Source organism: Phytobacter sp. MRY16-398 (genome assembly GCF_003925915.1).
Lineage (GTDB): Bacteria > Pseudomonadota > Gammaproteobacteria > Enterobacterales > Enterobacteriaceae > Phytobacter > Phytobacter diazotrophicus.
In genome coordinates this window covers 1208797-1233125 of record NZ_AP018756.1, presented here as the reverse complement: position 1 = coordinate 1233125, position 24329 = coordinate 1208797, and the positions used below count along the sequence as shown (strand labels likewise).

The following is a 24329-nucleotide window of genomic DNA, read 5'->3' as shown; positions in this document are numbered from 1 at the left end:
TGCGGCATGATTTTGAATTCGCGACAAAGCGCACAAATCTTTCTCATTCTATTTCGGATATAAGCAAAGCGTGACGGTCAATTACCGGGAGTAAGGGTATTGAGAAGAAAAAAGACCCGTTGCGAAAGGGGTTTTCAGAGATGACTACCCATGAAATTGGTAAGGATGAGGGAAGTGGTTATGCTTTTAACTGCGCAGCGAAATACTCTACTTAGAAAAAAAAGAGTAATGACACTAAAAGACAGACATTTCCATTCATAATTTGCTATAAATTATTTTGCATCGGCGGTATATATATTGTGTCCACCCGAGAAACAAAAGTGATACGCTCGTTTGGTTTCCAGGAACCATTCGTAAAGAAGCAATTCGAAACACCACCAAATTCAAGTAAAAGGATCTGCAAATGTCAGAAGCACTGAAAGCCTTAAACAACATTCGCACACTGCGTGCTCAAACGCGTGAAGTTAGCCTGGAATATCTTGAAGATATTCTCGAAAAGTTCACGGTCATCGTTGAAGAACGCCGCGAAGAAGAAGCCTCTCAGCGTAAGGAACTCGAGGATAAACAGGCAAAACTCGAAGCGTTTCGTGTGAAACTTCTTGAGGAAGGCATTGACCCGGCAGAGCTCATCTCCTCCTTAAAAGGACAGGCGACAAAAACAAAATCGACCCGTGAGCCTCGCCCGGCGAAATACAAATATATCGACGAAGACGGCAGCGAAAAAACCTGGACAGGCCAGGGCCGCACGCCTAAAGCGATTACCTCCGCGCTTGAGAAAGGGAAAAAACTGGAAGATTTCGCAATCTAATATCCAGCTATGGGGGGAGGCACGCTCCCCCGCAATGCTATGAAACTCTTTATATAGTGAAACCCGCCCACCCTGCCGATAACATAAGATGATTGACCATCAGCTACAGAATAATCTTAAGCGCATGACGGTCAATTAAAAAACACCGCCATATTCTTCGTTGTACTACTGCGCTTTATCGCACTCTCCTCATATTCATATCCCCGTCGCGGCAAGTCCGTTTAGCCGAACTGTAATCCTTTACTCTCTATTACAATAAAAAAACCAGCGTCTAATATAAGCAGCAGAGCCGAAAAAACAGATGTTCAGGTTACCAGGTCAAGCCGGGCCAATAACATCCCGGGGCGGTTCCCGAAAGGCCGGACCATTAAAATTAATACCCGGTGGAATATACTTTTGAAACGCAACGGTACGGCATCAAGCCGATGCTGACACCCGACTGTCAAATAACCAGGCAGGATAAAATGGCAACCAGCCGCAAAAGTGTTCCTCGCTACCCATATCGCATCGTGAAATAGCCCTGCTGTTAAACCGCTTTTTCAGCGAGGAAAATTTTTTACCCCAGGCGAAACTTTCCCGCGACATCCAGCGAACTGTCTATGAGCGTTAAATTTCCTAACCCCGTGGAGCGCAACATGACACCGATGAAAAAACTTTTTTTGAGCCTTACCTCTGCCGTACTGCTTAGCGTCTCAATGCCGATGTTCAATGCCCAGGCCGCATTGCCAACCGGTGCGCAGGCCCCCGATTTTCAATTGCAGGGCGCCCTTGCGGGCAAGCCTTTGACGTTCTCACTGAAACAGGCCCTGCAAAAAGGCCCGGTCGTGCTCTATTTCTTCCCGGCGGCATTCAGTAAAGGCTGCACCATCGAAGCCCACGCCTTTGCCGAAGCCACGGATGACTTCAAAAAATTGGGCGCGACCGTCATTGGCGTGACCGCAGGTAATGTGGACCAGGTGGATGAGTTCTCTAAACTGGAGTGCCGCGATAAGTTCACCGTCACGGCTGACCCAGGCGCAAAAGTCGCCTCGGAGTACCAGACGCTGATGCAGATGAATGGCAAAACCCTTTCTGACCGGACCTCATTTGTTATCGCGCCGGACGGTAAGATCCTGCTGAGCTACACTGACAGAAACCCGGAAACGCATATCCAGAAAACGATGGATGCGGTGAAACAGTACGCAAATTCGCACTCGTAAAAGGCGGACGTCAACCACCCCATTAGCCATCAGAGACTCACTATGTTAACCGCAATGCTGGCCGCCTTTGCAGGCGGCATTATCCTTAATTTTATGCCCTGCGTTTTCCCGATAATCTCGCTTAAGGCGCTGGGGCTGGTTCGCCATTCGCACAGTACGGTGCAGACGCGCAAAGAAGGGCTTGGCTTCTTACTCGGCACGGTTGTTACCATGCTGATACTGGCCGCGGTTTTGTTAGCCCTGCGTGCGGGCGGTACCGCCGTCGGTTGGGGGTTTCAGCTCCAGTCGCCGCTGGTGATTGCCTTCCTCGCACTGGTTATTCTGGGCGCTGCGCTGAATTTACTTGGCGTGTTTGAAGTGGGTCTGTCGATGCAGCGCGCCGGGGAAATTTCCGTTGAGCGCGGTGCGTTTGTCCGGGCGGCGCTAACCGGGGCGCTGTCGATCATTGTGGCAACCCCCTGTGCCGCCCCGTTTATGGCAGGTGCTATTGGCTATGCGCTGGTGCAACCACCTGCCGTGGCGCTGGTTATCTTCTTTGCCCTCGCACTCGGTTTCGCCGCGCCATTCACTCTCATCTCCCTCTTCCCGGCGTTGGGAAAATGGCTACCGCGCCCCGGTGCCTGGATGAATACGCTAAAACGTGGCCTGGCGTTTCCGATGTTCGGTGCCTTCGGCTGGCTGGTATGGGTACTGGCTCAGCAGGCAGGAACCACCGCGCTCGCCGCGATTCTGGCGGCTGCTGTAGTGCTGAGTTTCGCCGCCTGGCTCTATGGTATGGCGCAGCAACGGCGCTTTGCCGGTAAGCGGCATCTCGCATTGTTTGCAGTCACCGCTGCGCTGATTCTGGCAGTCATTGTTCCGCTGCCGTCGGTAATCAAAAATGGCGCCCCGCTTGAGACGATGGCACATGTCGAAGAGGTAAAATGGTCGCCGCAAAATGTGGCGGATAATCGTGGCCACGGCAAAGCGATTTTCGTCAATTTCACCGCATCCTGGTGTATCACTTGTCAGGTAAACGAGAAGACATCGCTGTCTACGCAGGCCGTGAAAGAGGCGCTCGCGCGCACGGGCACACTTTATATGGTGGCCGACTCAACCAAATTTAATGCCGATATCGATGACACGATGAACGCCCTGGGTCAGGGCAGCCTGCCGCTGTATGTGGTCTATCCGGCAGATGGCAGCGAACCGAAAATTTTGCCGCAGGTGCTCACCCCGTCGATAGTGGTCAACGCCCTGACACAGGCCAGCGGTAAAAAGACATGAAGCCGTAAATAAGGCGGGATATGGAAAAATATGAGGCAACACGTGAGCAATGGCCACAATTGATGGCGCTTGCCCAGGCCGGCGATCAGGCGGCCTACACGCAGTTGCTAAAGGCGCTGGTACCGGTTATTCGCTCGCTGGTACGTAAGCAGGTTGACGATGACATGCTGGTTGAAGATGTCATTCAGGATGTGCTGCTGACCGTGCACAGGGTACGTCATACCTACGATCCCGCTTCGCCTTTTTTACCGTGGCTGATGGCGATTGCCCATGCCCGTTCGGTTGATGCGCTGCGCCGTCGTGGCCGTCATCGCCAGCGCGAGCAAGACGGCAACGAGGTGCCTGAGTACGCAAACGAAGACCGTTATCTGGCCGCCAGCGTTGAACAACACCAGTCCAGGGAAGAACTCGCCATGCTGTTAAACCAGCTTCCGGCGCGCCAGCGGCAGGTAATTGAACATGTTCACCTGCACGAAATGACCCTTTCAGAAACCGCGACGCACAATAACCTGACGGTGGCGGCCGTTAAGTCTCTGCTGCATCGCGCATTAAGTAACCTTCGTCGGTTAGGAGCACATCATGGCCGATCATGATCTTTTTATTGAGCAGTTAAGTCGCACTATCGAGCCCGTAAAACGTCCGTGGCAGCCCGGATGGCGGGTTGTAGCGTGGATCGTGATGGCATTGCCCTGTGGGGCGCTGGCCAGTTTACTGGTGCACCGGACTTTTACCGACTGGTCTCAGACAGGCGCCGCGTGGGTTATCTTACAGCTATTTCTGACCTTTATTACCGGCGCGCTGGCTATCCGTAATGCCTTTTTGCTGAGCATTGCCGGGCAGCAATCCCTGAGCTGGAAATGGTTTACGCCGCTGGTTAGCCTCTGGCTCGCAATTTCCTTTGCCAATATGCAATTGCATCACCACCTCCCGGTACAAGGCAGCGAGGTGGGAACAAATTGTTATCTCTTTATGGTTGTAGTGAGCGTGCCGATGATGGCGATCGTGATTGGTTATCTGCGCCGTACCCGCACGTTATTTCCCGCCCGCAGCCTGGCAGCCGCCGGGGCTGGCGTCGCCTGCATGGCGCTGACATTACTGGCCCTTTGCCACCCAACCCAAGTGAGTGCGCTGGATTTTCTGATGCATCTCAGCGCCACGGCAACGATCATCCTGAGTACTATGCTGTTGGGCTATAAATGGGTGTCGCTGCCCCACCATTAGACGTATACCGTTCCCTTTGCTGGATAACACGCAGAGCGTACGCGGTTTTGCGTACCGTCCCGACATTCACTGATAACAGCAGGTAAAACTCTCCTCTGGGTCAAATGAGTGATATATTTTCACGCATTAACCCAAGGAGACGTCATGTCGGAATTTGATTCAATCGCGCAGGAGCTTCAGCGCCAGGCCGAAGCAGAAGACAAACGGCAACGAGAAGACGACAACGCATTGCTGGGCCGGGTACTGGAAATCTACGGACAAAAGTATGTGGCGGAACAGTTACGCAAACTGGGTCAAAACGAATGGAGTCGTGAAAGATTAAACCGGCGGGTCAATGGCAAAGGCACCCCTGCGCCACTTACCGCCGCCGAGGAAGCCTTACTGCGCAAAATGCTTCCTTCGCCGCCTGCGCACCATCCGCATTATCAATTCCGCTTTATCGACTTGTTCGCCGGTATTGGCGGTATCCGCAATGGTTTTGAAGCCATTGGCGGACAGTGTGTCTTTACCAGTGAATGGAACAAAAATGCGGTGCGGACTTATAAAGCTAACTGGTACAACGACGAAAGCAGCCATCGTTTTAATCAGGATATTCGCGAAGTTACGCTGAGCGGTAAACCGGACGTCACCGACGCGCAGGCCTATGCGCATATCGACGAACAGATCCCCGATCATGACGTCCTGTTGGCAGGATTTCCGTGCCAGCCGTTCAGTTTAGCCGGGGTGAGTAAAAAGAACGCCCTCGGTCGCGCCCATGGTTTTGAATGCGAAGCGCAAGGCACGCTCTTTTTCGATGTCGCGCGGATTATTAAAGCCAAACGCCCGGCCATCTTTGTGCTGGAAAATGTCAAAAACCTGAAAAGCCACGATCAGGGGAAAACCTTTACCGTGATCATGAATACCCTTGATGAACTGGGGTACGACGTGGCCGACGCCGAAGCGACCGGTAAAGACGACCCGAAGATTGTGGATGGCAAACACTTTCTGCCCCAGCACCGCGAACGTATTGTTCTGGTGGGTTTTCGCCGCGATTTACAGCTAAAGCAAGATTTTACCCTGCGTAATATCGACCGCTTCTATCCGCGCAGCAGACCGACCTTCGGTGAGCTCCTTGAGCCCACTGTTGATGCGAAGTATGTGCTGTCGCCCAAACTGTGGGATTACCTTTTCCATTATGCGAAGAAGCACGCGGCGAAAGGCAACGGTTTTGGATTTGGACTGGTTGATCCCACGAATGCAGCCAGCGTGGCACGAACCTTATCTGCCCGTTATCACAAAGATGGCTCAGAAATTCTGGTCGATCGCGGCTGGGATAAAGCGCTGGGTGAAAGCAACTTTAGCGACGCCGCCAACCAGCAGCGTCGTCCGCGCAGGCTAACGCCACGCGAATGCGCGCGCCTGATGGGTTTTGAGAAACCGGGCGAAAAACCGTTTCGCATTCCGGTGTCGGACACGCAGGCCTATCGTCAGTTTGGTAACTCCGTGGTGGTGCCGGTGTTTGCTGCGGTCGCCCGGCTGCTGGAGCCCTCTATATTGCGTGCCGTCACTCTCAGGAAGGGGCAACCCACGCGTTGATATGGTCGAGCAAATGGGCAACATAGCGAGTGAGCTTAGGTAACGGACGGCGCTGCTGGCGATAAAGCAGCCACACCTGGCGCGGCTGTGGCGCAAAGTCCGTTAACACGCGTACCAGTTTGCCGCTTGCCAGTTCATCGGTCAGTAAGATCTCCGGCTGGAGTAATAATCCCGCTCCCGCAACAGCGGCAAGGCGCAATGCCTGCCCGTCATTACAACGAAATACCGGGTCTCGCCGCCAGGACATGTCGCCTTCCGTTCCCGGTAGTTTCCATTCGTTATTCGCGTTCCAGACCATATGCGACAGGCAGCGATGATGCTGTAAATCATCCGGCGTACGTGGCTCACCGTGCCGCGCCAGGTAATCGGGTGAAGCACAAATCACCATGCGATAAAGGCACAGTGGCTTTGCAACCACGTCATCGTTGTGTAACCCACCAATGCGGATCGCCAGATCGAATCCTTCATCAACCAGATCAACCCGTCGGTTGCTCAGATCCAGTTCTACGCGTACCTGCGGATGCGCATTAAGAAAGGCGGCAGTCAGCGGAGCCACCACGCAGGCGCCAAACGTCGTAGAGGCACTTACCCGCAACGTACCGGCGGGAGTATCGCGCAGTCGTTCAATGGAGGTATCCGCCATATGTACCTGCTCAAGCACCCGGCGTGCCTCTTCATAATAGACACGCCCGGCATCCGTCAGACTTTGTCGCCGGGTATTGCGCTCCACCAGCCTTGCGCCAAGCTGCTCCTCCAGCGCACCGATGTATTTCCCCACCATCACCGCCGACAGACTCAATTGACTTGCCGCCTGGGTGAAACTGCCGCAATCCGCAACGGTAACGAACACTTCCATACTGCGCAGCTTATCCATATTGCTAACCCACAGTTAGTAATCAATTAACGTTTAGCTCATTTATCTTATAAATAATTAGCGGAAGAATAGCCACTACTGCAACAGAGGAGCATAACGATGAAAATTCTACTGATTGGCGCAAGTGGTACCGTAGGTCGGGCGGTTGAGCAGGAACTGAGCCAGGGTCAACATGACATTATCCGCGCGGGGCGCACCAGCGGTGATTTCCATGTTGATATCACGTCCGATGAGAGCGTGGCAGCACTGTTTGAAAATGTGGGGAGAGTCGATGCTATCGTCGCCACCACCGGCAACCTTTTCTTTGGGCCGCTGGAGAAAATGACCAGCCGGGATTTTTCGATTGGCCTGCAGGATAAGTTGCTCGGCCAGGTACGTCTGGCGTTGACAGGGCAACATTACCTGAACGAGGGTGGCTCGATTACGCTAACCAGCGGGATTGTTGGCCAGGAGCCCATCGCGCAAGGAGTAAATGCCACGACGGTCAACGCCGCGCTGGAAGGTTTTGTGAAGGCAGCGGCGTGCGAACTGAAACACGGGCAGCGTATAAATGTCGTTAGCCCGACTATGCTGAGCGAATCGCAAGAAGCCTACGGCCCCTTCTTTCCGGGGTTTGAGAGCGTGCCAGCCGCGCGGGTGGCGCTGGCTTATCGCCGCAGTATTGAAGGCGTGCAGACAGGGCGCGTCTATACCGTGGGATATTAATCGCCCCTCATCCGTCAATGAGGGGCAGCGGATTAGACATCCGTTTTCAGGCCCGTGACAAAACTCTGCCACTGCTCCTGTAGTGCGCTGATATGGCCTTGCTCAATTTCACGGATGTAAGGTATCGAGCGGTTTTTCGCAACCCAGTTGTTGATTGAAGAGAACCAGGCCTCACTGTCTGTGGTGCTGGCGGTGAGGCTCAGCATTGCATTGCGGACTGTCTGGGAAGAGTGCGTTCCTTCGGCCAGTTGTGCGAGGGCATCCTGATGATGCTGTGCCTGGTCGCGATCTCCCAGGCTTTCCGCCAGTCTGCTCGCCTGAGTCAGGACCACTTTGGTCATCTGATCGGCCTGTGAAGATTTATCACTAATAAACTGGGCGACAAATGCGCTTGCCTCAGTCTGGTAATCCGTCGTCACATATTTCTGTACCACCAGGTTCAGCTTGGCTTGTGTTAAGGCCAGATCCATCGCATTGGTGGTGTAATCCCCGTTTTGGGTTGGGGATGTCAGGGCTTTATGCAGTGCGTCAGCCATCTCATCGGCGTTAACCGTGGCGTTCTGGAAAAAGGCCTGAAAACTGACCGCGTCATTAGCGGTGGCGGGATCGGAATAGAAATCACTGGCAAGGCTTGGTCCCGTTGGCATTCGCGCTATCGCCTGGTTACGCAGATTGAGCGCTTCGCGAGCGCTCGCGTCTATCTCCTCCTGAGTCGGCGGCGTTAAGTTATCCCTTGCTTGCGCCATCGCTTCCGGCGACAGACTGACTTCAACGGAATCAACGGGATCAACGTTTTTCCCCGTCACGGCATGCACCGTTTCCAAACGGGTAGTGGCAGGCATGTCCCTCAACGAGGCAGCCGAACTTACATCCTTAATGCTCATATCTTCTCCTTAGAATTGATGCCAAACGTATTTTTTATCGTCTCAATGGCGAAGAACTTTACGGACTTGCACAAAAAATCGGAGAAAATATCAGGTTAACAATCAGTTATAAAAACATAAGGTCGAAAGCTCTCGCCCTTCGCCTCTTAGTCACGTGACTGAACCCAAAAAGCGTGAATCAGGCCTGGGAAATAGCCAAGCAACGTCAGAATCACGTTGAGAATGAAAGCCCAGCTAAAGCCTTTACCAATGAGTACGCCCAGCGGGGGAAGAATAATCGTAAAAATAATACGCCAGAAACCCATAACTTCTCCATTGCGATAAAAATGCAGGTGATTGTTAAAAAAGGAATTTAATGTAAAAGCTTAGCCACTTTACGGAACACCGCCAGCCGAGCCTTGCGCTTTTACCCTCTTTTACGCAAAACAACATTTCATCAATAGCAGTCATCATCCGGCCCAACTGTACCTTGTGGGCAGTTCGCGCTAAGGTTTAATGACCAGGAAATAAGGAGGACAATATGATTACTGTTGGTGATGTAGTGCAGCCGCGTATTGGCGGACCGAAGTTAAAAGTCATTGAAGTGCATGAGGACCAAATCGTTGCCGTACCGGTGCATAATGACGCGGCAGAGAAAATTACCCTTAAAGCTGCGGACGTATCTCTTTATAAAGAAGACGGCGATTTCGGCGTCTGCTAATTCTTTTTTGCGGTGAGCATTTCTCACCGCAACTTATCTAAATTTCCCCACCCTTCATCACCTTTCTTTATGCAAACAATCCGCATATTTACCCAAACAGAGAAACAGCATTTAACGCTGGTAAAATCGTTTGTTTAGCATAAAAAATGCTGCTGATTGAATTATGAACATCAGGGAAGGATTGTTCGCTAAAAGTACGCGTTGCTACGATAAGTCATTTCGTGAATAACATCACAACTCATCCATAAGTTAATGATATCAAATGCTTTTATTGCCCTCTCCAACAAAAATAACGAAATGCGCAAAAAACAGGCAAAGGCAGAGCAATTTATCCAGAAAAAGAAAATAAATAAAAATTATTAGCTAGTTGTTAGTTTATATCCAGACATATAATCTAGCACCATCAAATGTACCACAGCAAACCGCTAGTTACCGTCCGGTATCAGCTTATTTTCTCTTTTCAAGGAGCAGTACCATGTTCTCTTCGCAGTCCCGCCTGCGTCATGCCGTGGCAGACACCTTTGCAATGGTTGTCTATTGTTCGGTAGTGAACATGCTCATTGAAATATTCCTCTCTGGAATGACCTTCGAGCAGTCACTTTCATCACGTCTGGTTGCTATTCCGGTCAACATTATTATTGCCTGGCCTTATGGTCTGTATCGCGATGCGATCATGCGTTATGCCCGCCGTATTAGCCCGAAAAGCGGAATGCGAACGCTGGCCGATGTGGTGGCCTATGTCACCTTCCAGTCACCGGTATATGTCGCTATTTTGCTGACTGTCGGCGCCGACTGGCATCAGATTGTCGCTGCGGTGAGTTCAAATGCGGTACTGTCGATGCTGATGGGTGCGCTGTACGGCTACTTCCTGGATTATTGCCGCCGTCTATTTGGCGTGAGCTTTCAGCAGGCGAAAGCCTGAAGGTAGAGTGACAGGCCTGCGCCTGTCACTGCTTATTGAAACTCGCCGAACAGGCCCGATAAAAAACGCTCAAGCGCCAGCCGGGAACTGAAACCGTGTGGAATACCGTAATGTTCCTGCGCGTCCCCGCCTAAATATAACGGGAAGTTTTGATAGTGATCGCACGTCTTGATTTCCGAGGCGGGTTCCGCAAGGGACAGACTTCGTTCTTTTAGCGTGGGGTGAATGATCAGCGCCGTACGGCCCATGCGCGCCTCCCGATTAACATACACGTAATTATCCCCACGGCGATAACCGTAGGTCTTCGGTGTAGCGACATCCATTTTAAATCCCACTTTCTCAAGAACGCGTGCCACCTCATCGGGTCGTAAATACATATTTTTTCCTCGTCATCTTTTTACTGCACCGCAACCTTACATTACTCAGCATTAGCAACGCTTTCAGAAAAGTCCATAAACGAGGGCAAATGCCGTTTCGGTGATTAGCGGCACAAAATTATGGTCTAAACTAAAATTCACATCGAAAACAAAGGAGGATCCGATGTTTAACAGACCTAATCGCAGTGATGTAGATGAAGGCGTTCAGGATATCCAGAATGATGTTCATAAACTGGCCGATAGCCTGGAAGATGTACTCAAGTCTCTGGGTAGCGATGCAAAAGACGAAGCGGATACCGCACGTCGTAAAGCGCAGGCCCTGTTAAGAGAGACCCGGGCGCGTCTGCATGGTCGGACACCAGCACATCAGGCAGCGCGTGACGCGGTAAGCTGTGCAGGTACCTATGTGAAAGAGAATCCGGTCTATGCCCTGGGGGCAGTTGCCGCCGTCGGGATTTTCCTGGGCGCGCTGATTTGTAACCGCCGTTAAACCCGCTTACTCTCCCCTCCTCAACCCCGTACGTGATGCACGCGCGGGGTTTTTTATTGCCTGCTGGCCTGTTTTACGCATATAAAGCCCCCTCCTCGTTGCGCTCATCAACCAGGAAAAACTTATCTTAATTTCCTATATGTTGTGTGGTTGAAACTTTTATCAACTACATCTAGTATTCCTGTTAGCAACGAGCACACGACTGACGCGAACCTTCGCGCCGTTCTCTTATTTTAAATGGAAACACGAATCATGCGCATTACTATTTACACTCGAAATGACTGTGTACAGTGCCACGCCACAAAACGGGCAATGGAAAGCCGTGGCCTTGAATTCGAAATGGTGAATGTCGATCTGGTACCGGACGCCGCAGATGAACTGCGCGCAATGGGTTTTCGTCAGTTACCGGTCGTGGTTGCAGGTGAAACCCGATGGTCTGGTTTCCGCCCGGATATGATCAACCGCCTGCACACCGCACCGCGTGTGGCCAGCGCATGAGCACCCTCGTCTACTTCTCCAGCAGCTCGGAAAACACGCAGCGGTTTATTGAGCGACTGGGGATGTCGGCGGTGCGTATTCCACTCAATGAGCGTGAGCGCATCCGGGTAGACGAACCCTACATTCTTGTTGTTCCCAGTTATGGCGGCGGCGGTACGGCAGGTGCCGTGCCGCGTCAGGTCATCCGCTTTTTAAACGATCAGCATAACCGTGCGCTGATTCGCGGCGTGATCGCCTCCGGTAATCGCAATTTTGGCGAAGCCTACGGGCGAGCGGGAGATGTGATCTCGCAGAAATGCGGCGTGCCGTATCTCTACCGTTTTGAGCTGATGGGAACCCAGCAGGACATTGAAAACGTGCGTAAAGGAGTGAGCAAATTTTGGCAACGACAACCGCAGAGCGCGTAATGCAAGCCGCACCGGATTACCATGCGCTGAACGCCATGCTGAATCTGTACGATAAAGCAGGCCGCATCCAGTTCGACAAAGACCACCAGGCGGTAGACGCGTTCTATAACAACCATGTCCTGCCCAATAGCATGACATTCGCCAGCCAGGATGAGCGCCTTAACTATCTGGTGCAGGAAGAGTATTACGATGAAAGCGTGCTGGCGCGTTATGATCGCGCTTTCGTGGTCGACCTTTTTGCTCACGCCCATGCCAGCGGTTTCCGTTTCCAGACGTTCCTTGGCGCATGGAAGTACTACACCAGCTATACGCTGAAAACCTTCGACGGCAAACGTTATCTTGAACATTTCGAAGACCGCGTGTGCATGGTCGCGCTTACCCTCGCCCAGGGAGATAAAACCCTAGCGCGGCAGTTGACCGATGAGATCCTGGCCGGTCGCTTCCAGCCTGCAACACCGACCTTCCTCAATTGCGGCAAAAAGCAGCGCGGCGAGCTGGTCTCCTGCTTCCTGTTACGTATTGAAGATAATATGGAATCCATTGGCCGCGCGGTGAACTCAGCGTTGCAGTTGTCTAAACGCGGCGGTGGCGTGGCCTTTTTGCTTTCTAATCTTCGCGAGGCCGGTGCGCCGATTAAGCGCATTGAGAACCAGTCGTCGGGTGTGATTCCGGTGATGAAGATGCTGGAAGATGCCTTCTCTTATGCAAACCAGCTAGGTGCGCGCCAGGGAGCGGGTGCCGTTTATCTCAACGCGCACCACCCGGATATTTTGCGTTTTCTCGATACCAAACGGGAAAACGCCGACGAAAAAATTCGTATTAAAACGCTCTCACTGGGTGTGGTGATCCCGGATATCACTTTCCGTCTGGCAAAAGACAATGCTGACATGGCGCTGTTTTCTCCCTATGACGTGGAGCGCCTGTACGGCAAACCCTTCGGTGATATCGCAGTAAGCGAGATGTATGAACAACTGGTTGCCGATGACCGCGTACGTAAGAAATACATCAACGCCCGCGATTTCTTCCAGACGCTGGCGGAGATCCAGTTCGAATCAGGCTATCCGTACATCATGTTTGAAGATACGGTGAACCGCGCTAATCCCATTGCCGGGCGTATCAATATGAGCAACCTGTGCTCCGAGATTTTGCAGGTGAATAGCCCGTCCACGCTGGATGAAAACCTGGACTACGTGGATATTGGCCACGATATCTCGTGCAACCTCGGCTCGCTCAATATCGCCCATACCATGGATTCGCCTGACTTTGGCCGCACGGTGGAAACGGCGGTGCGTGGCCTGAGCGCGGTCTCAAACATGAGCCACATCCGCTCGGTTCCCTCGGTAGAAGCGGGGAATGCGGCATCACACGCTATTGGCCTTGGGCAGATGAACCTGCACGGCTATCTGGCGCGAGAAGGCATTGCCTACGGCAGTGAAGAGGGGCTGGATTTCACCAACTTCTATTTTTACACCATCACCTGGCACGCGCTGAATACCTCAATGATGATAGCCCGCGAACGCAATCATCGTTTTGCAGGCTTCGAACAGTCGCGCTATGCCAACGGGGAATTTTTCAATCAGTACCTGGAAAAGGACTGGCAGCCAAAAACAGAGAAAGTCCGTGCGCTCTTTGCCCGAAGCGGCATCACCCTCCCTGACCGCAATATGTGGGAGCAGTTGCGTGAGAACGTGATGCGCTACGGCATTTACAACCAGAACCTGCAGGCGGTTCCGCCTACCGGGTCTATTTCTTACATCAATCACGCCACGTCGAGTATTCACCCTATCGTGTCGAAAATTGAGATTCGCAAGGAAGGCAAAACCGGGCGCGTTTACTACCCTGCCCCGTTTATGACCAACGAAAACCTGGCGTTTTATCAGGATGCCTATGAAATCGGGCCGGAGAAGATCATCGACACCTACGCTGAGGCCACGCGTCATGTGGATCAGGGGTTGTCATTGACGCTGTTCTTCCCGGACACCGCCACCACGCGCGACATTAATAGAGCGCAGATTTATGCGTGGAAGAAAGGTATCAAGACGCTGTACTACATCCGCCTGCGCCAACTGGCGCTGGAAGGTACTGAAATCGAGGGCTGCGTGTCCTGCGCGCTGTAAGGAGAAAAGGATGAAACCACTATCACGCGTGAGCGCCGTCAATTGGAACAAGATTCAGGATGATAAAGATCTTGAGGTCTGGAACCGCCTGACCAGTAACTTCTGGCTACCTGAAAAGGTACCGCTGTCGAACGATATCCCCGCCTGGCAGACGCTGAGCCACGCGGAACAGCAACTGACGATCCGCGTTTTTACCGGGCTGACGCTGCTCGATACCATTCAGAATACCGTGGGTGCGCCGACATTAATGGCTGATGCGCTGACGCCCCATGAAGAGGCGGTGCTGTCGAACGTCAGCTTTATGGAAGCGGTGCATGCCCGCTCTTACAGCTCGATTTTCTCCACACTGTGCCAGACGAAAGATGTGGATGCGGCCTACACCTGGAGTGAAGAGAACAGCGCGTTGCAGCGTAAGGCACAGCTCATCCTGGAATATTACCGTGCCGATGATCCGTTGAAGAAGAAAATTGCCAGCGTCTTCCTGGAGTCGTTTTTGTTCTATTCCGGCTTCTGGCTTCCGATGTACTGGTCCAGTCGTGGCAAGTTGACCAATACGGCGGACCTGATTCGTTTGATCATTCGCGACGAGGCGGTTCACGGCTATTACATTGGCTATAAGTATCAGAAAGGGCTGGAAAAAGTCAGCAGTGAAAAGCGTGAAGAACTAAAAAATTTCGCGCTGGAGCTGATGATGGATCTCTACGATAACGAAGTGACCTACACCGAGGACTTATATGCGGAGTCGGGTTGGGCCGAGGATGTGAAAGCCTTCCTCTGTTACAACGCCAATAAAGCGCTAATGAACCTGGGCTATGAGCCCTTGTTCCCGGCGGAAATGGCAGAAGTAAACCCGACAATTCTCGCCGCCCTTTCACCGGGGGCGGATGAAAATCATGACTTCTTCTCGGGTTCCGGTTCGTCTTATGTGATGGGCAAAGCGGTGGAAACCGAGGATGAAGACTGGGATTTCTGAGCCGCCCGTCTCCCCTCACCCCGGCCCTCTCCCCTGAGGCTGAGGAATCCCCACAAAAATGCGAGCACGATCGGTCCCCTCTCCTCTTTGGGGAGAGGGTTAGGGTGAGGGGAAATACCCGCACATTGTTCAATATTATTCCCGCTCACTCACTACAAACATTCCGTAATATTTCTTCCGTCATTCTTTCGCCATATTCACCCACAATCACCATCATCGCACCGTAATTTCAGCAGCGAACACGAAAAATCTCATAAAAATTCAATCACCGCTCAGCCCTTATCTCATGGGAAATTCAGGCGATTTTACCCTTGCAAAATTCCGCCAATACAAGTCATGAGGGTTGTCACAGAATCTCAGTATGCTAGGGTATACGCGGTCAATTATTCGCATCAGGTAACATATCGACATAAATAACAGGAAACGTTCTATTGCATGGCAATTAAATTAGAAGTTAAAAATCTATATAAAGTATTTGGCGAGCATCCGCAGCGGGCTTTCAAATATATTGAAAAAGGATTTTCGAAAGAACAAATTCTGGAAAAAACAGGGCTATCGCTTGGCGTTAAAGACGCCAGTCTGGCCATTGAAGAAGGCGAGATATTTGTCATCATGGGATTATCCGGTTCGGGTAAGTCCACAATGGTACGCCTTCTCAATCGCCTGATTGAACCCACCCGCGGACAGGTACTGATTGATGGTGTGGATATCGCCAAAATATCAGATGCCGAACTCCGTGAGGTGCGCAGGAAAAAGATTGCGATGGTCTTCCAGTCATTCGCGCTAATGCCGCATATGACAGTGTTAAATAACACTGCCTTTGGCATGGAATTAGCGGGTGCGAGCGCCAGTGAGCGTCAGGAAAAAGCCTTAGACGCATTGCGTCAGGTCGGGCTGGAGAATTATGCCCATGCTTATCCGGATGAACTCTCTGGTGGTATGCGCCAGCGCGTAGGTCTCGCTCGCGCATTAGCGATTAATCCCGACATCTTATTAATGGACGAAGCCTTCTCGGCGCTCGATCCATTAATTCGAACCGAGATGCAGGATGAACTGGTGAAATTACAGTCGCGTCATCAACGCACTGTGGTCTTTATTTCCCACGATCTGGATGAAGCAATGCGTATTGGCGATCGGATTGCCATTATGCAAAACGGCGAAGTTGTTCAGGTCGGAACACCGGATGAAATTCTGAATAATCCGGCGAATGATTATGTGCGAACCTTCTTCCGTGGCGTGGATATTAGCCAGGTATTCAGCGCAAAAGATATTGCCCGCCGCACGCCGGTCGGCCTTATTCGCAGAACGCCAGGCTTTGGCCCACGTTCAGCGCTGAAGATGTTGCAGGATGAAGACCGTGAATATGGTTATGTAATTGAACGCGGTAATAAATTTGTTGGCATTGTCTCCATCGACTCTCTGAAAACGGCGCTAAGCCAGAATCAGGGTATCGATGCGGCGTTAATCGACTCCCCGCTTGCCGTGGAAGCGGAAACGCCGCTCAGCGAGTTGCTCTCTCATGTTGGCCAGGCACCCTGCGCGGTACCAGTGGTCGGTGAAGAACAACAATACGTCGGCATCATCTCCAAACGGATGCTGCTACAGGCTTTAGATCGCGAGGGAGCAAACAATGGCTGATCAAAATAACCCGTGGGAGAGCGCACCGGCAACCGACAGCGCGGCACAATCGGCTGATGCGTGGGGATCATCACCCGCCCCCGCACCAACGGATGGCGGCGGTGCCGACTGGCTCGCCAATGCCCCAGCACCTGCGCCGGAGCATTTTAATATTATGGATCCCTTCCATAAAACGCTGATCCCACTGGATAGCTGGGTCACGCAGGGGATCGACTGGGTGGTGACGCACTTCCGCCCGGTGTTCCAGGGCATCCGTGTCCCGGTGGATTACATCTTAAGCGCCTTCCAACAGTTGCTGTTGGGGATGCCTGCACCGGTCGCGATCATCGTCTTTTCACTGATCGCCTGGCAGATTAGCAGCGCCGGAATGGGCGTCGCGGCACTGGTGTCACTGATTTTGATCGGTGCCATTGGCGCCTGGTCGCAGGCGATGGTCACGCTGGCACTGGTGCTGACCGCCCTGCTGTTTTGCATCATTATCGGGCTACCGCTTGGCATCTGGTTGGCGCGCAGTGAACGTGCGGCGAAGATCATCCGTCCGCTGCTCGACGCCATGCAGACAACGCCTGCGTTTGTCTACCTGGTGCCGATTGTGATGCTGTTTGGTATCGGCAATGTGCCGGGCGTGGTGGTGACGATTATTTTCGCCCTGCCGCCGGTGGTGCGTTTGACCATCCTGGGTATTAACCAGGTGCCGGAAGATTTAATTGAAGCATCACGGTCATTTGGCGCCAGTCCGCGCCAGATGTTGTTCAAAGTACAGTTACCACTGGCCATGCCCACCATTATGGCGGGGATCAACCAGACGCTTATGCTTGCCCTCTCCATGGTAGTGATCGCATCGATGATCGCCGTCGGTGGACTTGGTCAGATGGTACTTCGCGGTATTGGCCGTCTCGATATGGGGCTGGCAACCGTCGGTGGCGTGGGGATTGTTATCCTCGCCATCATCCTCGACCGCCTGACACAGGCGATGGGTCGCGATGCCCGCAGCCGGGGTAATCGTCGCTGGTACAGCACCGGCCCACTTGGGTTGATTACTCGCCCGTTCATTAAATAACGATGTAGCTCGCCCGGAGACACGCGCTCCGGGCCTACTGAGTCCTACCTAAAATTGAAGGAATAACAACGATGCGACAGAACATTATTCTCGCCACAGCGTTTGCCACCCTTGTCTCCACCAGCGCATTTGCGGCCGACCTGCCCGGCAAAGGCATCACCGTACAACCTTTCCAGAGCACTATCTCTGAAGAAACATTCCAGACCCTGCTGGTCAGCCGTGGGCTGGAAAAACTCGGCTATACCGTCAACAAGCCCAGCGAAGTGGACTACAACGTCGGTTACACCTCACTGGCGGCGGGCGATGTGACCTTTACCGCCGTGAACTGGCAACCACTGCATGATGATATGTACGCGGCGGCCGGCGGAGATAAAAAGTTCTATCGCGAGGGGGATTTCGTTACCGGCGCAGCGCAGGGGTATCTGATCGATAAGAAGACCGCTGAGAAGTACAACATTAAAAGCATCGATCAGCTTAAAGATCCCAACATTGCCAAACTGTTTGATACCAACGGCGACGGGAAAGCAGACCTGACAGGGTGTACGCCGGGCTGGGGCTGTGAAGCGGTGATCAACCACCAGATTGACGCCTTTGGCCTGAGTAAATCCGTGGTGCATAACCAGGGCAATTACGCGGCGATGATGGCCGATACCATTACTCGCTTTAAAGAAGGCAAACCGGTGCTCTATTACACCTGGACGCCGTACTGGGTTAGTGACGTACTGAAACCGGGGAAAGATGTGGTCTGGCTGCAGGTGCCATTCTCTTCTCTGCCGGGCGAGCAGAAAAATATCGACACCAAACTGCCTAACGGTATGAACTACGGCTTCCCGGTGAACACAATGCACATTGTCGCCAATAAAGCCTGGGCCGAGAAAAACCCGGCGGCGGCGAAACTGTTTTCCGTAATGAAGCTGCCGATTTCTGATATCAATGCGCAAAACGCGATGATGCACGCCGGTCACGCCTCCGAAGCGGATATTCAGGGTCATGTTGATGGTTGGATCAAAGCCCACCAGCAGCAGTTTGACGGTTGGGTGAAAGAGGCGCTGGCCGCGCAGAAGTAAGGGTTTGGCTTTTTAGTCGCTCTTCCCCTCGGTTTTCTCCCTCTCCCCGTGGGAAAGGAATCCCCACAAAATAATACGAGCACTATCGGTCCCCTCGCCCCTGCGGGGTGAGGGCAATAAACCGCACAAATTCTTAACCGCACTAAGCGACACGCGATCCCTCCCACCTTTTTCTCTTCATTAGTTATTATTGATATCCACGAAAATAATCAGCTAATGAATCAGTCACAGAAAAATGACCAAACAACATCAAGGGCTTAGCCCGGCGCTGATCGCGCTCATGTCCGTCGCCACCGGTCTATCCGTCGCCAGCAACTATTACGCGCAGCCGTTGCTCGATGCGATTGCCCGCGCCTTCGCGCTTTCTCCCAATCAGGCTGGCTTTATTGTCACCGCAGCCCAACTCGGCTATGCGGCTGGCTTGCTGTTCCTGGTTCCCCTGGGCGATATGTTTGAGCGCAGACGGCTCATCGTCTCCATGACTCTGCTGGCTGCGGGAGGGATGTTGATCACGGCCAGCAGCACCACGCTTGGGATGATGGTTCTTGGAACCGCACTGACGGGCCTTTTCTCAGTGGTGGCGCAAATCCTCGTTCCGCTGGCCGCCACCCTTGCCGCGCCGGAAAAACGTGGCAAAGTCATCGGCACCATTATGAGTGGCCTGCTGCTTGGCATTCTGCTGGCGCGAACCGTTGCCGGATTGCTGGCAAGCCTCGGCGGCTGGCGTACGGTCTACTGGGTAGCCAGCGTGCTGATGGTGATCATGGCGATTGCGCTATGGCGTGGTCTGCCAAAGGTCAAACAGGACAATCACCTGAATTACCCGCAGCTTCTGGGATCGATCTTCACCCTGTTTGCCAAAGAAAAGGTACTGCGCACCCGCGCCCTGCTGGGCTGCCTCTCCTTCGCCAATTTTAGCATTCTCTGGACTTCGATGGCCTTCCTGCTCGCCTCGCCGCCCTTTAACTTCTCAGAAGGGGTGATTGGGCTGTTTGGCCTGGTGGGCGCAGCAGGCGCACTGGGCGCGCGTCCTTTTGGTAGCCTGGCGGACAAAGGCAAAGCTCACCTGACCACCACCGTCTCACTGGGGTTACTGCTTCTCTCCTGGCTGGCGATTGCCTGGGGGCAAAGCTCGGTGCTGGCGCTGATCGTCGGGATTTTGGTACTGGATTTGACCGTACAGGGTGTCCACATTACCAACCAGACCGTCATTTATCGCGTCAAACCCGAAGCCCGTAACCGTCTGACCGCCGGTTATATGACCAGTTATTTCGTCGGTGGCGCGGCCGGATCGCTTATCTCCGCATCGGCATGGCAGCATGCAAGCTGGACCGGGGTGAGTATTGCAGGTGGCAGTTTCGCTGCCCTTAACCTGTTGGTCTGGTGGCGAGGCTATCAGCCCCCGCAAAAAGCAGAATAAAATCCCGCCCACGCCAGGTCGCAACACCAAAAAACCGGGGTGTTAAGGTGCCCCTGAGTCTGATATGGTTATGCGACTTATTTATCCCGGTGATTTTAACGTGGGTGATATTTAACAAATACTATGGATAGTAGAGATACAACAACCGACCCCTTCCCCGTTGCACTGGCAACCTTTCCGGAAGGGTTCAGAAACCGTCTTCCTGACGTATTAAGTTACGTTCCTGTGGCATTCCCATTCGGCCTGAATGCCACGAAGCCAGGTTTTTCGCCACCCGGCGAGTTCATCTCCCGCATCACTCTGTTCTCCATCCCCGCCGCGCCCCTTACGGGCTGCGTTAACGTTTTATTTATCTTTCTGGGGCTGCGTTTCTGGAAAACGCTCAGCCTGATTCTTGCTGGATTATTGCGCGCGCTCGCTTACGGAATCGTCTGGAAATTACTGACAGTCCCATAACTAAAGCAAATTTATTAGAGAAAATAATACATTTACTTTATTTGTCACTGTCGTTACTATATCGACTGCAATTAATGAGGTTATGCCCAAATGGATAGTTCGTTTACGCCCATTGAACAAATGCTTAAATTCCGCGCCAGCCGCTATGAAGATTTCCCGTTCCAGGAAATTCTGCTCACCCGCCTGTGTATGCACATGCAGGGCAAACTGCTGGAAAACCGCAACAAAATGCTGAAAGCTCAAGGGATTAACGAAACATTATTTATGGCGTTAATCACCCTGGAGTCGCAGGAAAATCACAGTATTCAGCCATCGGAACTGAGCAGCGCGCTAGGCTCTTCCCGCACCAATGCGACCCGTATCGCCGATGAACTGGAAAAACGCGGCTGGATTGAACGCCGTGAAAGCGACAATGACCGTCGCTGCCTGCATCTGCAGTTGACCGAAAAAGGGCATGAATTCCTGCGTCAGGTTCTGCCACCGCAGCACAACTGTCTGCACCAACTCTGGTCTTCGCTGACTACCGCTGAAAAAGACCAACTCGAGCACATCACACGCAAGTTGCTCACTCGCCTGGATCAAATGGACGAAGACGGCACCATCCTCGAGGCGCTGCGCTAACGCTGAGATCCGCTCGAACATCCAGATTGAATAAGAATTCCGTCAGGCCGGCACGTCACACTGCTGGCCTTTCTGACAAAATAGGTCGGCCTTGCCGATATGAAATAATAAGATCGTGGAGAAAAGCATGAGCGCAAATGCGGAGAGTCAAACCCCGCAGCAACCGGTCAAAAAGAAAGGCAAACGCAAAGGCGCCCTTCTGCTGTTGACCTTGCTCTTTATTGTTATTGCCGTGGCATATGGGATTTATTGGTTTTTAGTACTGCGTCATTTTGAGGAAACCGATGACGCCTACGTGGCAGGGAACCAGGTTCAAATCATGGCGCAGGTATCCGGCAGCGTGACGAAAGTCTGGGCTGACAATACCGACTACGTCAAACAAGGGGATGTGCTGGTCACCCTCGATGCTACCGATGCCCAACAGGCATTTGAAAAAGCGCAGACCGCGCTGGCCTCAAGCGTTCGCCAGACCCGTCAGTTGATGATCAACGGCAAGCAGCTTCAGGCAAGCATCGAACTGCAACGTACCGCTCTGGCTCAGGCGCAAACGGATTTAAATCGCCGTGTACCGCTGGGCAACGCCAACTTGATTGGCCGTGAAGAGCTGCAACATGCCCGTGATGCTGTCGCCACCGCACAGGCGCAGTTGGATGTTGCTATTCAGCAATATAATGCCAACCAGGCGATGATCCTGGATACCCGTCTGGAAGATCAGCCTGCGGTAAAACAGGCCGCCGCTGAACTGCGTAACGCCTGGCTTGCGCTGCAACGTACCAAAATTGTCAGCCCGATCACCGGCTATGTATCTCGCCGTGCCGTTCAGCCTGGCGCGCAGATAAGCCCGACAACCTCGCTGATGGCCGTCGTACCGGCCACGGGTTTGTGGGTGGACGCAAACTTCAAAGAAACTCAGCTTGCGCATATGCGTATCGGCCAGACAGCCACCGTCGTTAGCGATCTTTACGGTGATGAAGTGAAATACACCGGCAAAGTGGTGGGTCTGGATATGGGTACAGGCAGCGCCTTCTCTCTGCTTCCGGCTCAGAACGCCACCGGTAACTGGATCAAAGTGGTTCAGCGCCTGCCGGTACGTATCGAACTCGATGCAAAACAGTTGAGCGATCACCCGTTGCGTATTGGCCTCTCAACGCTGGTCAATGTTGATACCACCAACCGTGACGGCCAGGTACTGTCTAGCCAGGTTCGCACCAGCCCGGCCTATGAGAGCAACGCACGCGAGCTTGACCTGAAACCGGTCAACACCCTGATTGAAAATATCGTGAAGGCCAACGCGGGTTAATCCGAGGTACGCGTAATGCAACAGAGAAAACCGCTGGAAGGAGCGCAACTGGTCATTATGACCATTGCGCTGTCACTGGCGACCTTCATGCAGGTGCTGGATTCCACCATTGCTAACGTCGCGATCCCAACGATTGCCGGCAACCTTGGCTCTTCCCTGAGCCAGGGTACCTGGGTTATCACCTCTTTCGGGGTGGCAAACGCCATCTCGATTCCGATCACCGGCTGGCTGGCGAAGCGTGTGGGTGAGGTCAAACTGTTCCTCTGGTCTACCGTCGCTTTTGCTATCGCCTCCTGGGCGTGCGGTGTCTCCAATAGCCTGAGCATGCTGATCTTCTTCCGCGTCATTCAGGGGATTGTCGCCGGGCCGTTGATTCCACTCTCACAGAGTCTGTTGCTGAGTAACTACCCGCCCGCTAAACGTTCCATTGCGCTGGCGCTGTGGTCGATGACGGTGATCGTAGCCCCCATTTGCGGCCCGATCCTCGGCGGTTATATCAGTGATAACTACCACTGGGGCTGGATCTTCTTTATCAACGTCCCTATCGGCGTACTGGTCGTACTGCTGACTCTGCAATCGCTGCGTGGCCGTGAAACGCGCACTGAACAGCGCCGCATCGACGGCGTGGGCCTGGCATTACTGGTGATTGGTATCGGTAGCCTGCAGGTGATGCTCGACCAGGGTAAAGAACTGGACTGGTTCAACTCCCGCGAGATCATCATCCTGACCATTGTCGCCGTGGTGGCGATAAGCTTTCTTGTGGTGTGGGAGCTGACGGATGAGAACCCGATAGTCGACCTGTCGCTCTTTAAGTCGCGGAATTTTACCATCGGCTGTTTGTGTATCAGTCTCGCCTATATGCTCTATTTCGGCGCGATTGTTCTATTGCCGCAGCTATTGCAGGAAGTTTATGGCTACACCGCGACATGGGCGGGGCTTGCCTCTGCGCCAGTTGGGGTGATCCCGGTCCTGCTGTCGCCGGTCATTGGTCGTTTTGCCCATAAGCTCGATATGCGCAGGCTGGTGACATTCAGCTTTATTATGTATGCCGTCTGCTTCTACTGGCGTGCATATACCTTTGAGCCGGGAATGGATTTTGGCGCTTCCGCATGGCCGCAATTTATTCAGGGTTTCGCCGTAGCCTGCTTCTTTATGCCGCTGACGACGATTACCCTGTCCGGTCTGCCACCAGAGCGTCTGGCAGCGGCGTCGAGCCTGTCGAACTTTGCCCGAACGCTGGCAGGTTCCATCGGGACATCGATCACCACCACCATGTGGACCAACCGGGAATCGATGCATCACGCGCAGTTAACCGAGTCGGTAAACCCTTACAACCCGAACGCGCAGGAAATGTATAACCAGTTGCAGGGGCTGGGGATGTCACAGCAGCAGGCATCCGGCTGGATAGCCCAGCAAATCACCAATCAGGGGCTGATTATTTCCGCCAATGAGATTTTCTGGATGTCGGCCGCGGTATTCCTGGTCTTGCTGGGCCTTGTGTGGTTTGCCAGACCGCCGTTTGGTGCTGGCGGCGGTGGTGGTGGCGCGCACTAAGCGCCGTTCAATCCGGCAGAAAAAAGCGTTCACCTGAGGGATCTTCGGATCCCTTTTTTATGCCCGCACTCGCAGGTGGTTGTTTTATCATCATAACGCGTGTATCTTTACGCCCGCCCCGAAATCTTCCATTCACCTTAACCGGTTCTGAGCAACGCGCTCAGGTTGTTTATCCCTCTGACGTCGTCCACCCCTTT

Annotated in this window: 26 protein-coding genes; 22 read left to right on the top strand and 4 right to left on the bottom strand. The window is 53.0% G+C overall.

All coding sequences use genetic code 11. From position 1 onward, the window contains the following. The first annotated feature begins 403 nt into the window (after positions 1–403). The 6 genes from MRY16398_RS05915 (at position 404) to MRY16398_RS05890 (ending at position 6069) form a co-directional block, all read left to right on the top strand. On the top strand, positions 404–808 hold the full coding sequence (locus MRY16398_RS05915; RefSeq protein ID WP_039077584.1) for an H-NS family histone-like protein: 405 nt from the start codon (positions 404–406) through the stop codon (positions 806–808). Between the two features lie 635 nt (positions 809–1443). Next, on the top strand, positions 1444–2007 hold the full coding sequence (locus tag MRY16398_RS05910; RefSeq protein ID WP_039077585.1) for a peroxiredoxin: 564 nt from the start codon (positions 1444–1446) through the stop codon (positions 2005–2007). Between the two features lie 42 nt (positions 2008–2049). Then, positions 2050–3273: a protein-disulfide reductase DsbD family protein gene (locus MRY16398_RS05905; RefSeq protein WP_125123970.1), complete on the top strand. Its 1224-nt coding sequence runs from the start codon at positions 2050–2052 to the stop codon at positions 3271–3273. Between the two features lie 20 nt (positions 3274–3293). After that, positions 3294–3866: an RNA polymerase sigma factor gene (locus tag MRY16398_RS05900; protein ID WP_125123969.1), complete on the top strand. Its 573-nt coding sequence runs from the start codon at positions 3294–3296 to the stop codon at positions 3864–3866. Continuing rightward, a complete protein-coding gene (locus MRY16398_RS05895) occupies positions 3853–4494 on the top strand; it encodes an NrsF family protein (RefSeq protein WP_108700762.1) in 642 nt (213 codons plus the stop codon). The genes MRY16398_RS05900 and MRY16398_RS05895 overlap by 14 nt, the downstream gene beginning before the upstream one ends. 144 nt (positions 4495–4638) lie before the next feature. Next, the gene (locus MRY16398_RS05890) at positions 4639–6069 is read left to right on the top strand and encodes a DNA cytosine methyltransferase (protein WP_039077589.1); all 1431 of its coding nucleotides are present in this window, start codon (positions 4639–4641) and stop codon (positions 6067–6069) included. On the opposite strand, the gene MRY16398_RS05885 is transcribed toward MRY16398_RS05890, so the two are convergent. Continuing rightward, entirely contained in the window at positions 6044–6943 is a 900-nt protein-coding gene (locus MRY16398_RS05885; RefSeq protein ID WP_125123968.1) for a LysR substrate-binding domain-containing protein, read from the bottom strand. The two genes, MRY16398_RS05890 and MRY16398_RS05885, sit on opposite strands and share 26 nt — an antisense overlap. Positions 6944–7042: 99 nt before the next feature. Between MRY16398_RS05885 and MRY16398_RS05880 the strand changes: the two genes are divergently transcribed. Further along, on the top strand, positions 7043–7648 hold the full coding sequence (locus MRY16398_RS05880; protein WP_108700760.1) for a short chain dehydrogenase: 606 nt from the start codon (positions 7043–7045) through the stop codon (positions 7646–7648). Positions 7649–7680: 32 nt separating this feature from the next. Here the strand turns inward: MRY16398_RS05880 and MRY16398_RS05875 are convergent, their stop codons facing one another. Further along, on the bottom strand, positions 7681–8532 hold the full coding sequence (locus tag MRY16398_RS05875) for a hypothetical protein (RefSeq protein ID WP_108700759.1): 852 nt from the start codon (positions 8530–8532) through the stop codon (positions 7681–7683). 146 nt (positions 8533–8678) lie between these two features. Next, positions 8679–8837 (bottom strand): YqaE/Pmp3 family membrane protein, encoded by a 159-nt coding sequence (locus tag MRY16398_RS05870; protein ID WP_125123967.1) that lies wholly within the window; start codon positions 8835–8837, stop codon positions 8679–8681. A gap of 215 nt (positions 8838–9052) precedes the next feature. Here MRY16398_RS05870 and MRY16398_RS05865 point away from each other — a divergent pair, with 215 nt between their 5' ends. Continuing rightward, positions 9053–9232: a hypothetical protein gene (locus MRY16398_RS05865; RefSeq protein ID WP_071194717.1), complete on the top strand. Its 180-nt coding sequence runs from the start codon at positions 9053–9055 to the stop codon at positions 9230–9232. A gap of 475 nt (positions 9233–9707) precedes the next feature. Then, the gene (gene alaE / locus MRY16398_RS05860; protein WP_047369158.1) at positions 9708–10154 is read left to right on the top strand and encodes an L-alanine exporter AlaE; all 447 of its coding nucleotides are present in this window, start codon (positions 9708–9710) and stop codon (positions 10152–10154) included. 32 nt (positions 10155–10186) lie between these two features. On the opposite strand, the gene MRY16398_RS05855 is transcribed toward alaE, so the two are convergent. After that, positions 10187–10531 (bottom strand): DUF2002 family protein, encoded by a 345-nt coding sequence (locus MRY16398_RS05855; protein WP_039077596.1) that lies wholly within the window; start codon positions 10529–10531, stop codon positions 10187–10189. Positions 10532–10694: 163 nt separating this feature from the next. Between MRY16398_RS05855 and MRY16398_RS05850 the strand changes: the two genes are divergently transcribed. The 13 genes from MRY16398_RS05850 to emrB all read left to right on the top strand — a co-directional run bounded on the left by MRY16398_RS05850 (position 10695) and on the right by emrB (position 24132). Beyond that, the gene (locus tag MRY16398_RS05850; protein ID WP_039077597.1) at positions 10695–11021 is read left to right on the top strand and encodes a DUF883 family protein; all 327 of its coding nucleotides are present in this window, start codon (positions 10695–10697) and stop codon (positions 11019–11021) included. Positions 11022–11273: 252 nt separating this feature from the next. Further along, on the top strand, positions 11274–11519 hold the full coding sequence (gene nrdH, locus MRY16398_RS05845; protein WP_039077598.1) for a glutaredoxin-like protein NrdH: 246 nt from the start codon (positions 11274–11276) through the stop codon (positions 11517–11519). Further along, on the top strand, positions 11516–11926 hold the full coding sequence (gene nrdI / locus MRY16398_RS05840) for a class Ib ribonucleoside-diphosphate reductase assembly flavoprotein NrdI (RefSeq protein ID WP_110296160.1): 411 nt from the start codon (positions 11516–11518) through the stop codon (positions 11924–11926). Before nrdH ends, nrdI begins: the two co-directional genes overlap by 4 nt. Then, entirely contained in the window at positions 11899–14043 is a 2145-nt protein-coding gene (gene nrdE, locus MRY16398_RS05835) for a class 1b ribonucleoside-diphosphate reductase subunit alpha (RefSeq protein WP_125123966.1), read from the top strand. The genes nrdI and nrdE overlap by 28 nt, the downstream gene beginning before the upstream one ends. A 10-nt stretch (positions 14044–14053) precedes the next feature. After that, the gene (nrdF, locus tag MRY16398_RS05830; protein ID WP_125123965.1) at positions 14054–15016 is read left to right on the top strand and encodes a class 1b ribonucleoside-diphosphate reductase subunit beta; all 963 of its coding nucleotides are present in this window, start codon (positions 14054–14056) and stop codon (positions 15014–15016) included. A 435-nt stretch (positions 15017–15451) separates the two neighbouring features. Continuing rightward, positions 15452–16654, top strand: coding sequence for a glycine betaine/L-proline ABC transporter ATP-binding protein ProV (gene proV, locus MRY16398_RS05825; RefSeq protein WP_039077602.1), 1203 nt, complete (start codon positions 15452–15454; stop codon positions 16652–16654). Beyond that, on the top strand, positions 16647–17714 hold the full coding sequence (gene proW, locus MRY16398_RS05820) for a glycine betaine/L-proline ABC transporter permease ProW (protein ID WP_039077603.1): 1068 nt from the start codon (positions 16647–16649) through the stop codon (positions 17712–17714). Before proV ends, proW begins: the two co-directional genes overlap by 8 nt. Positions 17715–17785: 71 nt before the next feature. Continuing rightward, entirely contained in the window at positions 17786–18781 is a 996-nt protein-coding gene (gene proX / locus MRY16398_RS05815) for a glycine betaine/L-proline ABC transporter substrate-binding protein ProX (protein ID WP_039077604.1), read from the top strand. 235 nt (positions 18782–19016) lie between these two features. After that, entirely contained in the window at positions 19017–20201 is a 1185-nt protein-coding gene (locus tag MRY16398_RS05810; protein WP_125123964.1) for an MFS transporter, read from the top strand. 123 nt (positions 20202–20324) lie between these two features. Further along, complete coding sequence (locus MRY16398_RS31180) at positions 20325–20657, top strand: hypothetical protein (protein WP_072039703.1); 333 nt, start codon at positions 20325–20327, stop codon at positions 20655–20657. 90 nt (positions 20658–20747) lie between these two features. Beyond that, on the top strand, positions 20748–21278 hold the full coding sequence (gene mprA, locus MRY16398_RS05800) for a transcriptional repressor MprA (protein ID WP_039077607.1): 531 nt from the start codon (positions 20748–20750) through the stop codon (positions 21276–21278). Between the two features lie 127 nt (positions 21279–21405). Beyond that, entirely contained in the window at positions 21406–22578 is a 1173-nt protein-coding gene (gene emrA / locus MRY16398_RS05795; RefSeq protein ID WP_039077608.1) for a multidrug efflux MFS transporter periplasmic adaptor subunit EmrA, read from the top strand. Positions 22579–22593: 15 nt separating this feature from the next. After that, positions 22594–24132: a multidrug efflux MFS transporter permease subunit EmrB gene (emrB, locus tag MRY16398_RS05790; protein WP_071194726.1), complete on the top strand. Its 1539-nt coding sequence runs from the start codon at positions 22594–22596 to the stop codon at positions 24130–24132. Positions 24133–24329: the final 197 nt, after the last annotated feature.

Excerpts from the sequence above, each read along its gene's own strand:
- alaE (WP_047369158.1), top strand. The coding sequence starts at position 9,708 with ATGTTCTCTTCGCAGTCCCGCCTGCGTCATGCCGTGGCAGACACCTTT.
- mprA (WP_039077607.1), top strand. The coding sequence starts at position 20,748 with ATGGATAGTTCGTTTACGCCCATTGAACAAATGCTTAAATTCCGCGCC.
- MRY16398_RS05810 (WP_125123964.1), top strand. The coding sequence starts at position 19,017 with ATGACCAAACAACATCAAGGGCTTAGCCCGGCGCTGATCGCGCTCATG.
- MRY16398_RS05880 (WP_108700760.1), top strand. The coding sequence starts at position 7,043 with ATGAAAATTCTACTGATTGGCGCAAGTGGTACCGTAGGTCGGGCGGTT.
- nrdI (WP_110296160.1), top strand. The coding sequence starts at position 11,516 with ATGAGCACCCTCGTCTACTTCTCCAGCAGCTCGGAAAACACGCAGCGG.
- nrdH (WP_039077598.1), top strand. The coding sequence starts at position 11,274 with ATGCGCATTACTATTTACACTCGAAATGACTGTGTACAGTGCCACGCC.
- MRY16398_RS05885 (WP_125123968.1), bottom strand. The coding sequence starts at position 6,943 with ATGGATAAGCTGCGCAGTATGGAAGTGTTCGTTACCGTTGCGGATTGC.
- proV (WP_039077602.1), top strand. The coding sequence starts at position 15,452 with ATGGCAATTAAATTAGAAGTTAAAAATCTATATAAAGTATTTGGCGAG.
- MRY16398_RS05870 (WP_125123967.1), bottom strand. The coding sequence starts at position 8,837 with ATGGGTTTCTGGCGTATTATTTTTACGATTATTCTTCCCCCGCTGGGC.
- proW (WP_039077603.1), top strand. The coding sequence starts at position 16,647 with ATGGCTGATCAAAATAACCCGTGGGAGAGCGCACCGGCAACCGACAGC.
- MRY16398_RS05900 (WP_125123969.1), top strand. The coding sequence starts at position 3,294 with ATGGAAAAATATGAGGCAACACGTGAGCAATGGCCACAATTGATGGCG.
- MRY16398_RS05915 (WP_039077584.1), top strand. The coding sequence starts at position 404 with ATGTCAGAAGCACTGAAAGCCTTAAACAACATTCGCACACTGCGTGCT.
- MRY16398_RS05890 (WP_039077589.1), top strand. The coding sequence starts at position 4,639 with ATGTCGGAATTTGATTCAATCGCGCAGGAGCTTCAGCGCCAGGCCGAA.
- emrB (WP_071194726.1), top strand. The coding sequence starts at position 22,594 with ATGCAACAGAGAAAACCGCTGGAAGGAGCGCAACTGGTCATTATGACC.
- proX (WP_039077604.1), top strand. The coding sequence starts at position 17,786 with ATGCGACAGAACATTATTCTCGCCACAGCGTTTGCCACCCTTGTCTCC.
- MRY16398_RS05895 (WP_108700762.1), top strand. The coding sequence starts at position 3,853 with ATGGCCGATCATGATCTTTTTATTGAGCAGTTAAGTCGCACTATCGAG.
- MRY16398_RS05875 (WP_108700759.1), bottom strand. The coding sequence starts at position 8,532 with ATGAGCATTAAGGATGTAAGTTCGGCTGCCTCGTTGAGGGACATGCCT.
- MRY16398_RS05855 (WP_039077596.1), bottom strand. The coding sequence starts at position 10,531 with ATGTATTTACGACCCGATGAGGTGGCACGCGTTCTTGAGAAAGTGGGA.
- nrdF (WP_125123965.1), top strand. The coding sequence starts at position 14,054 with ATGAAACCACTATCACGCGTGAGCGCCGTCAATTGGAACAAGATTCAG.
- MRY16398_RS31180 (WP_072039703.1), top strand. The coding sequence starts at position 20,325 with ATGGATAGTAGAGATACAACAACCGACCCCTTCCCCGTTGCACTGGCA.
- MRY16398_RS05865 (WP_071194717.1), top strand. The coding sequence starts at position 9,053 with ATGATTACTGTTGGTGATGTAGTGCAGCCGCGTATTGGCGGACCGAAG.
- MRY16398_RS05850 (WP_039077597.1), top strand. The coding sequence starts at position 10,695 with ATGTTTAACAGACCTAATCGCAGTGATGTAGATGAAGGCGTTCAGGAT.
- MRY16398_RS05910 (WP_039077585.1), top strand. The coding sequence starts at position 1,444 with ATGACACCGATGAAAAAACTTTTTTTGAGCCTTACCTCTGCCGTACTG.
- emrA (WP_039077608.1), top strand. The coding sequence starts at position 21,406 with ATGAGCGCAAATGCGGAGAGTCAAACCCCGCAGCAACCGGTCAAAAAG.
- MRY16398_RS05905 (WP_125123970.1), top strand. The coding sequence starts at position 2,050 with ATGTTAACCGCAATGCTGGCCGCCTTTGCAGGCGGCATTATCCTTAAT.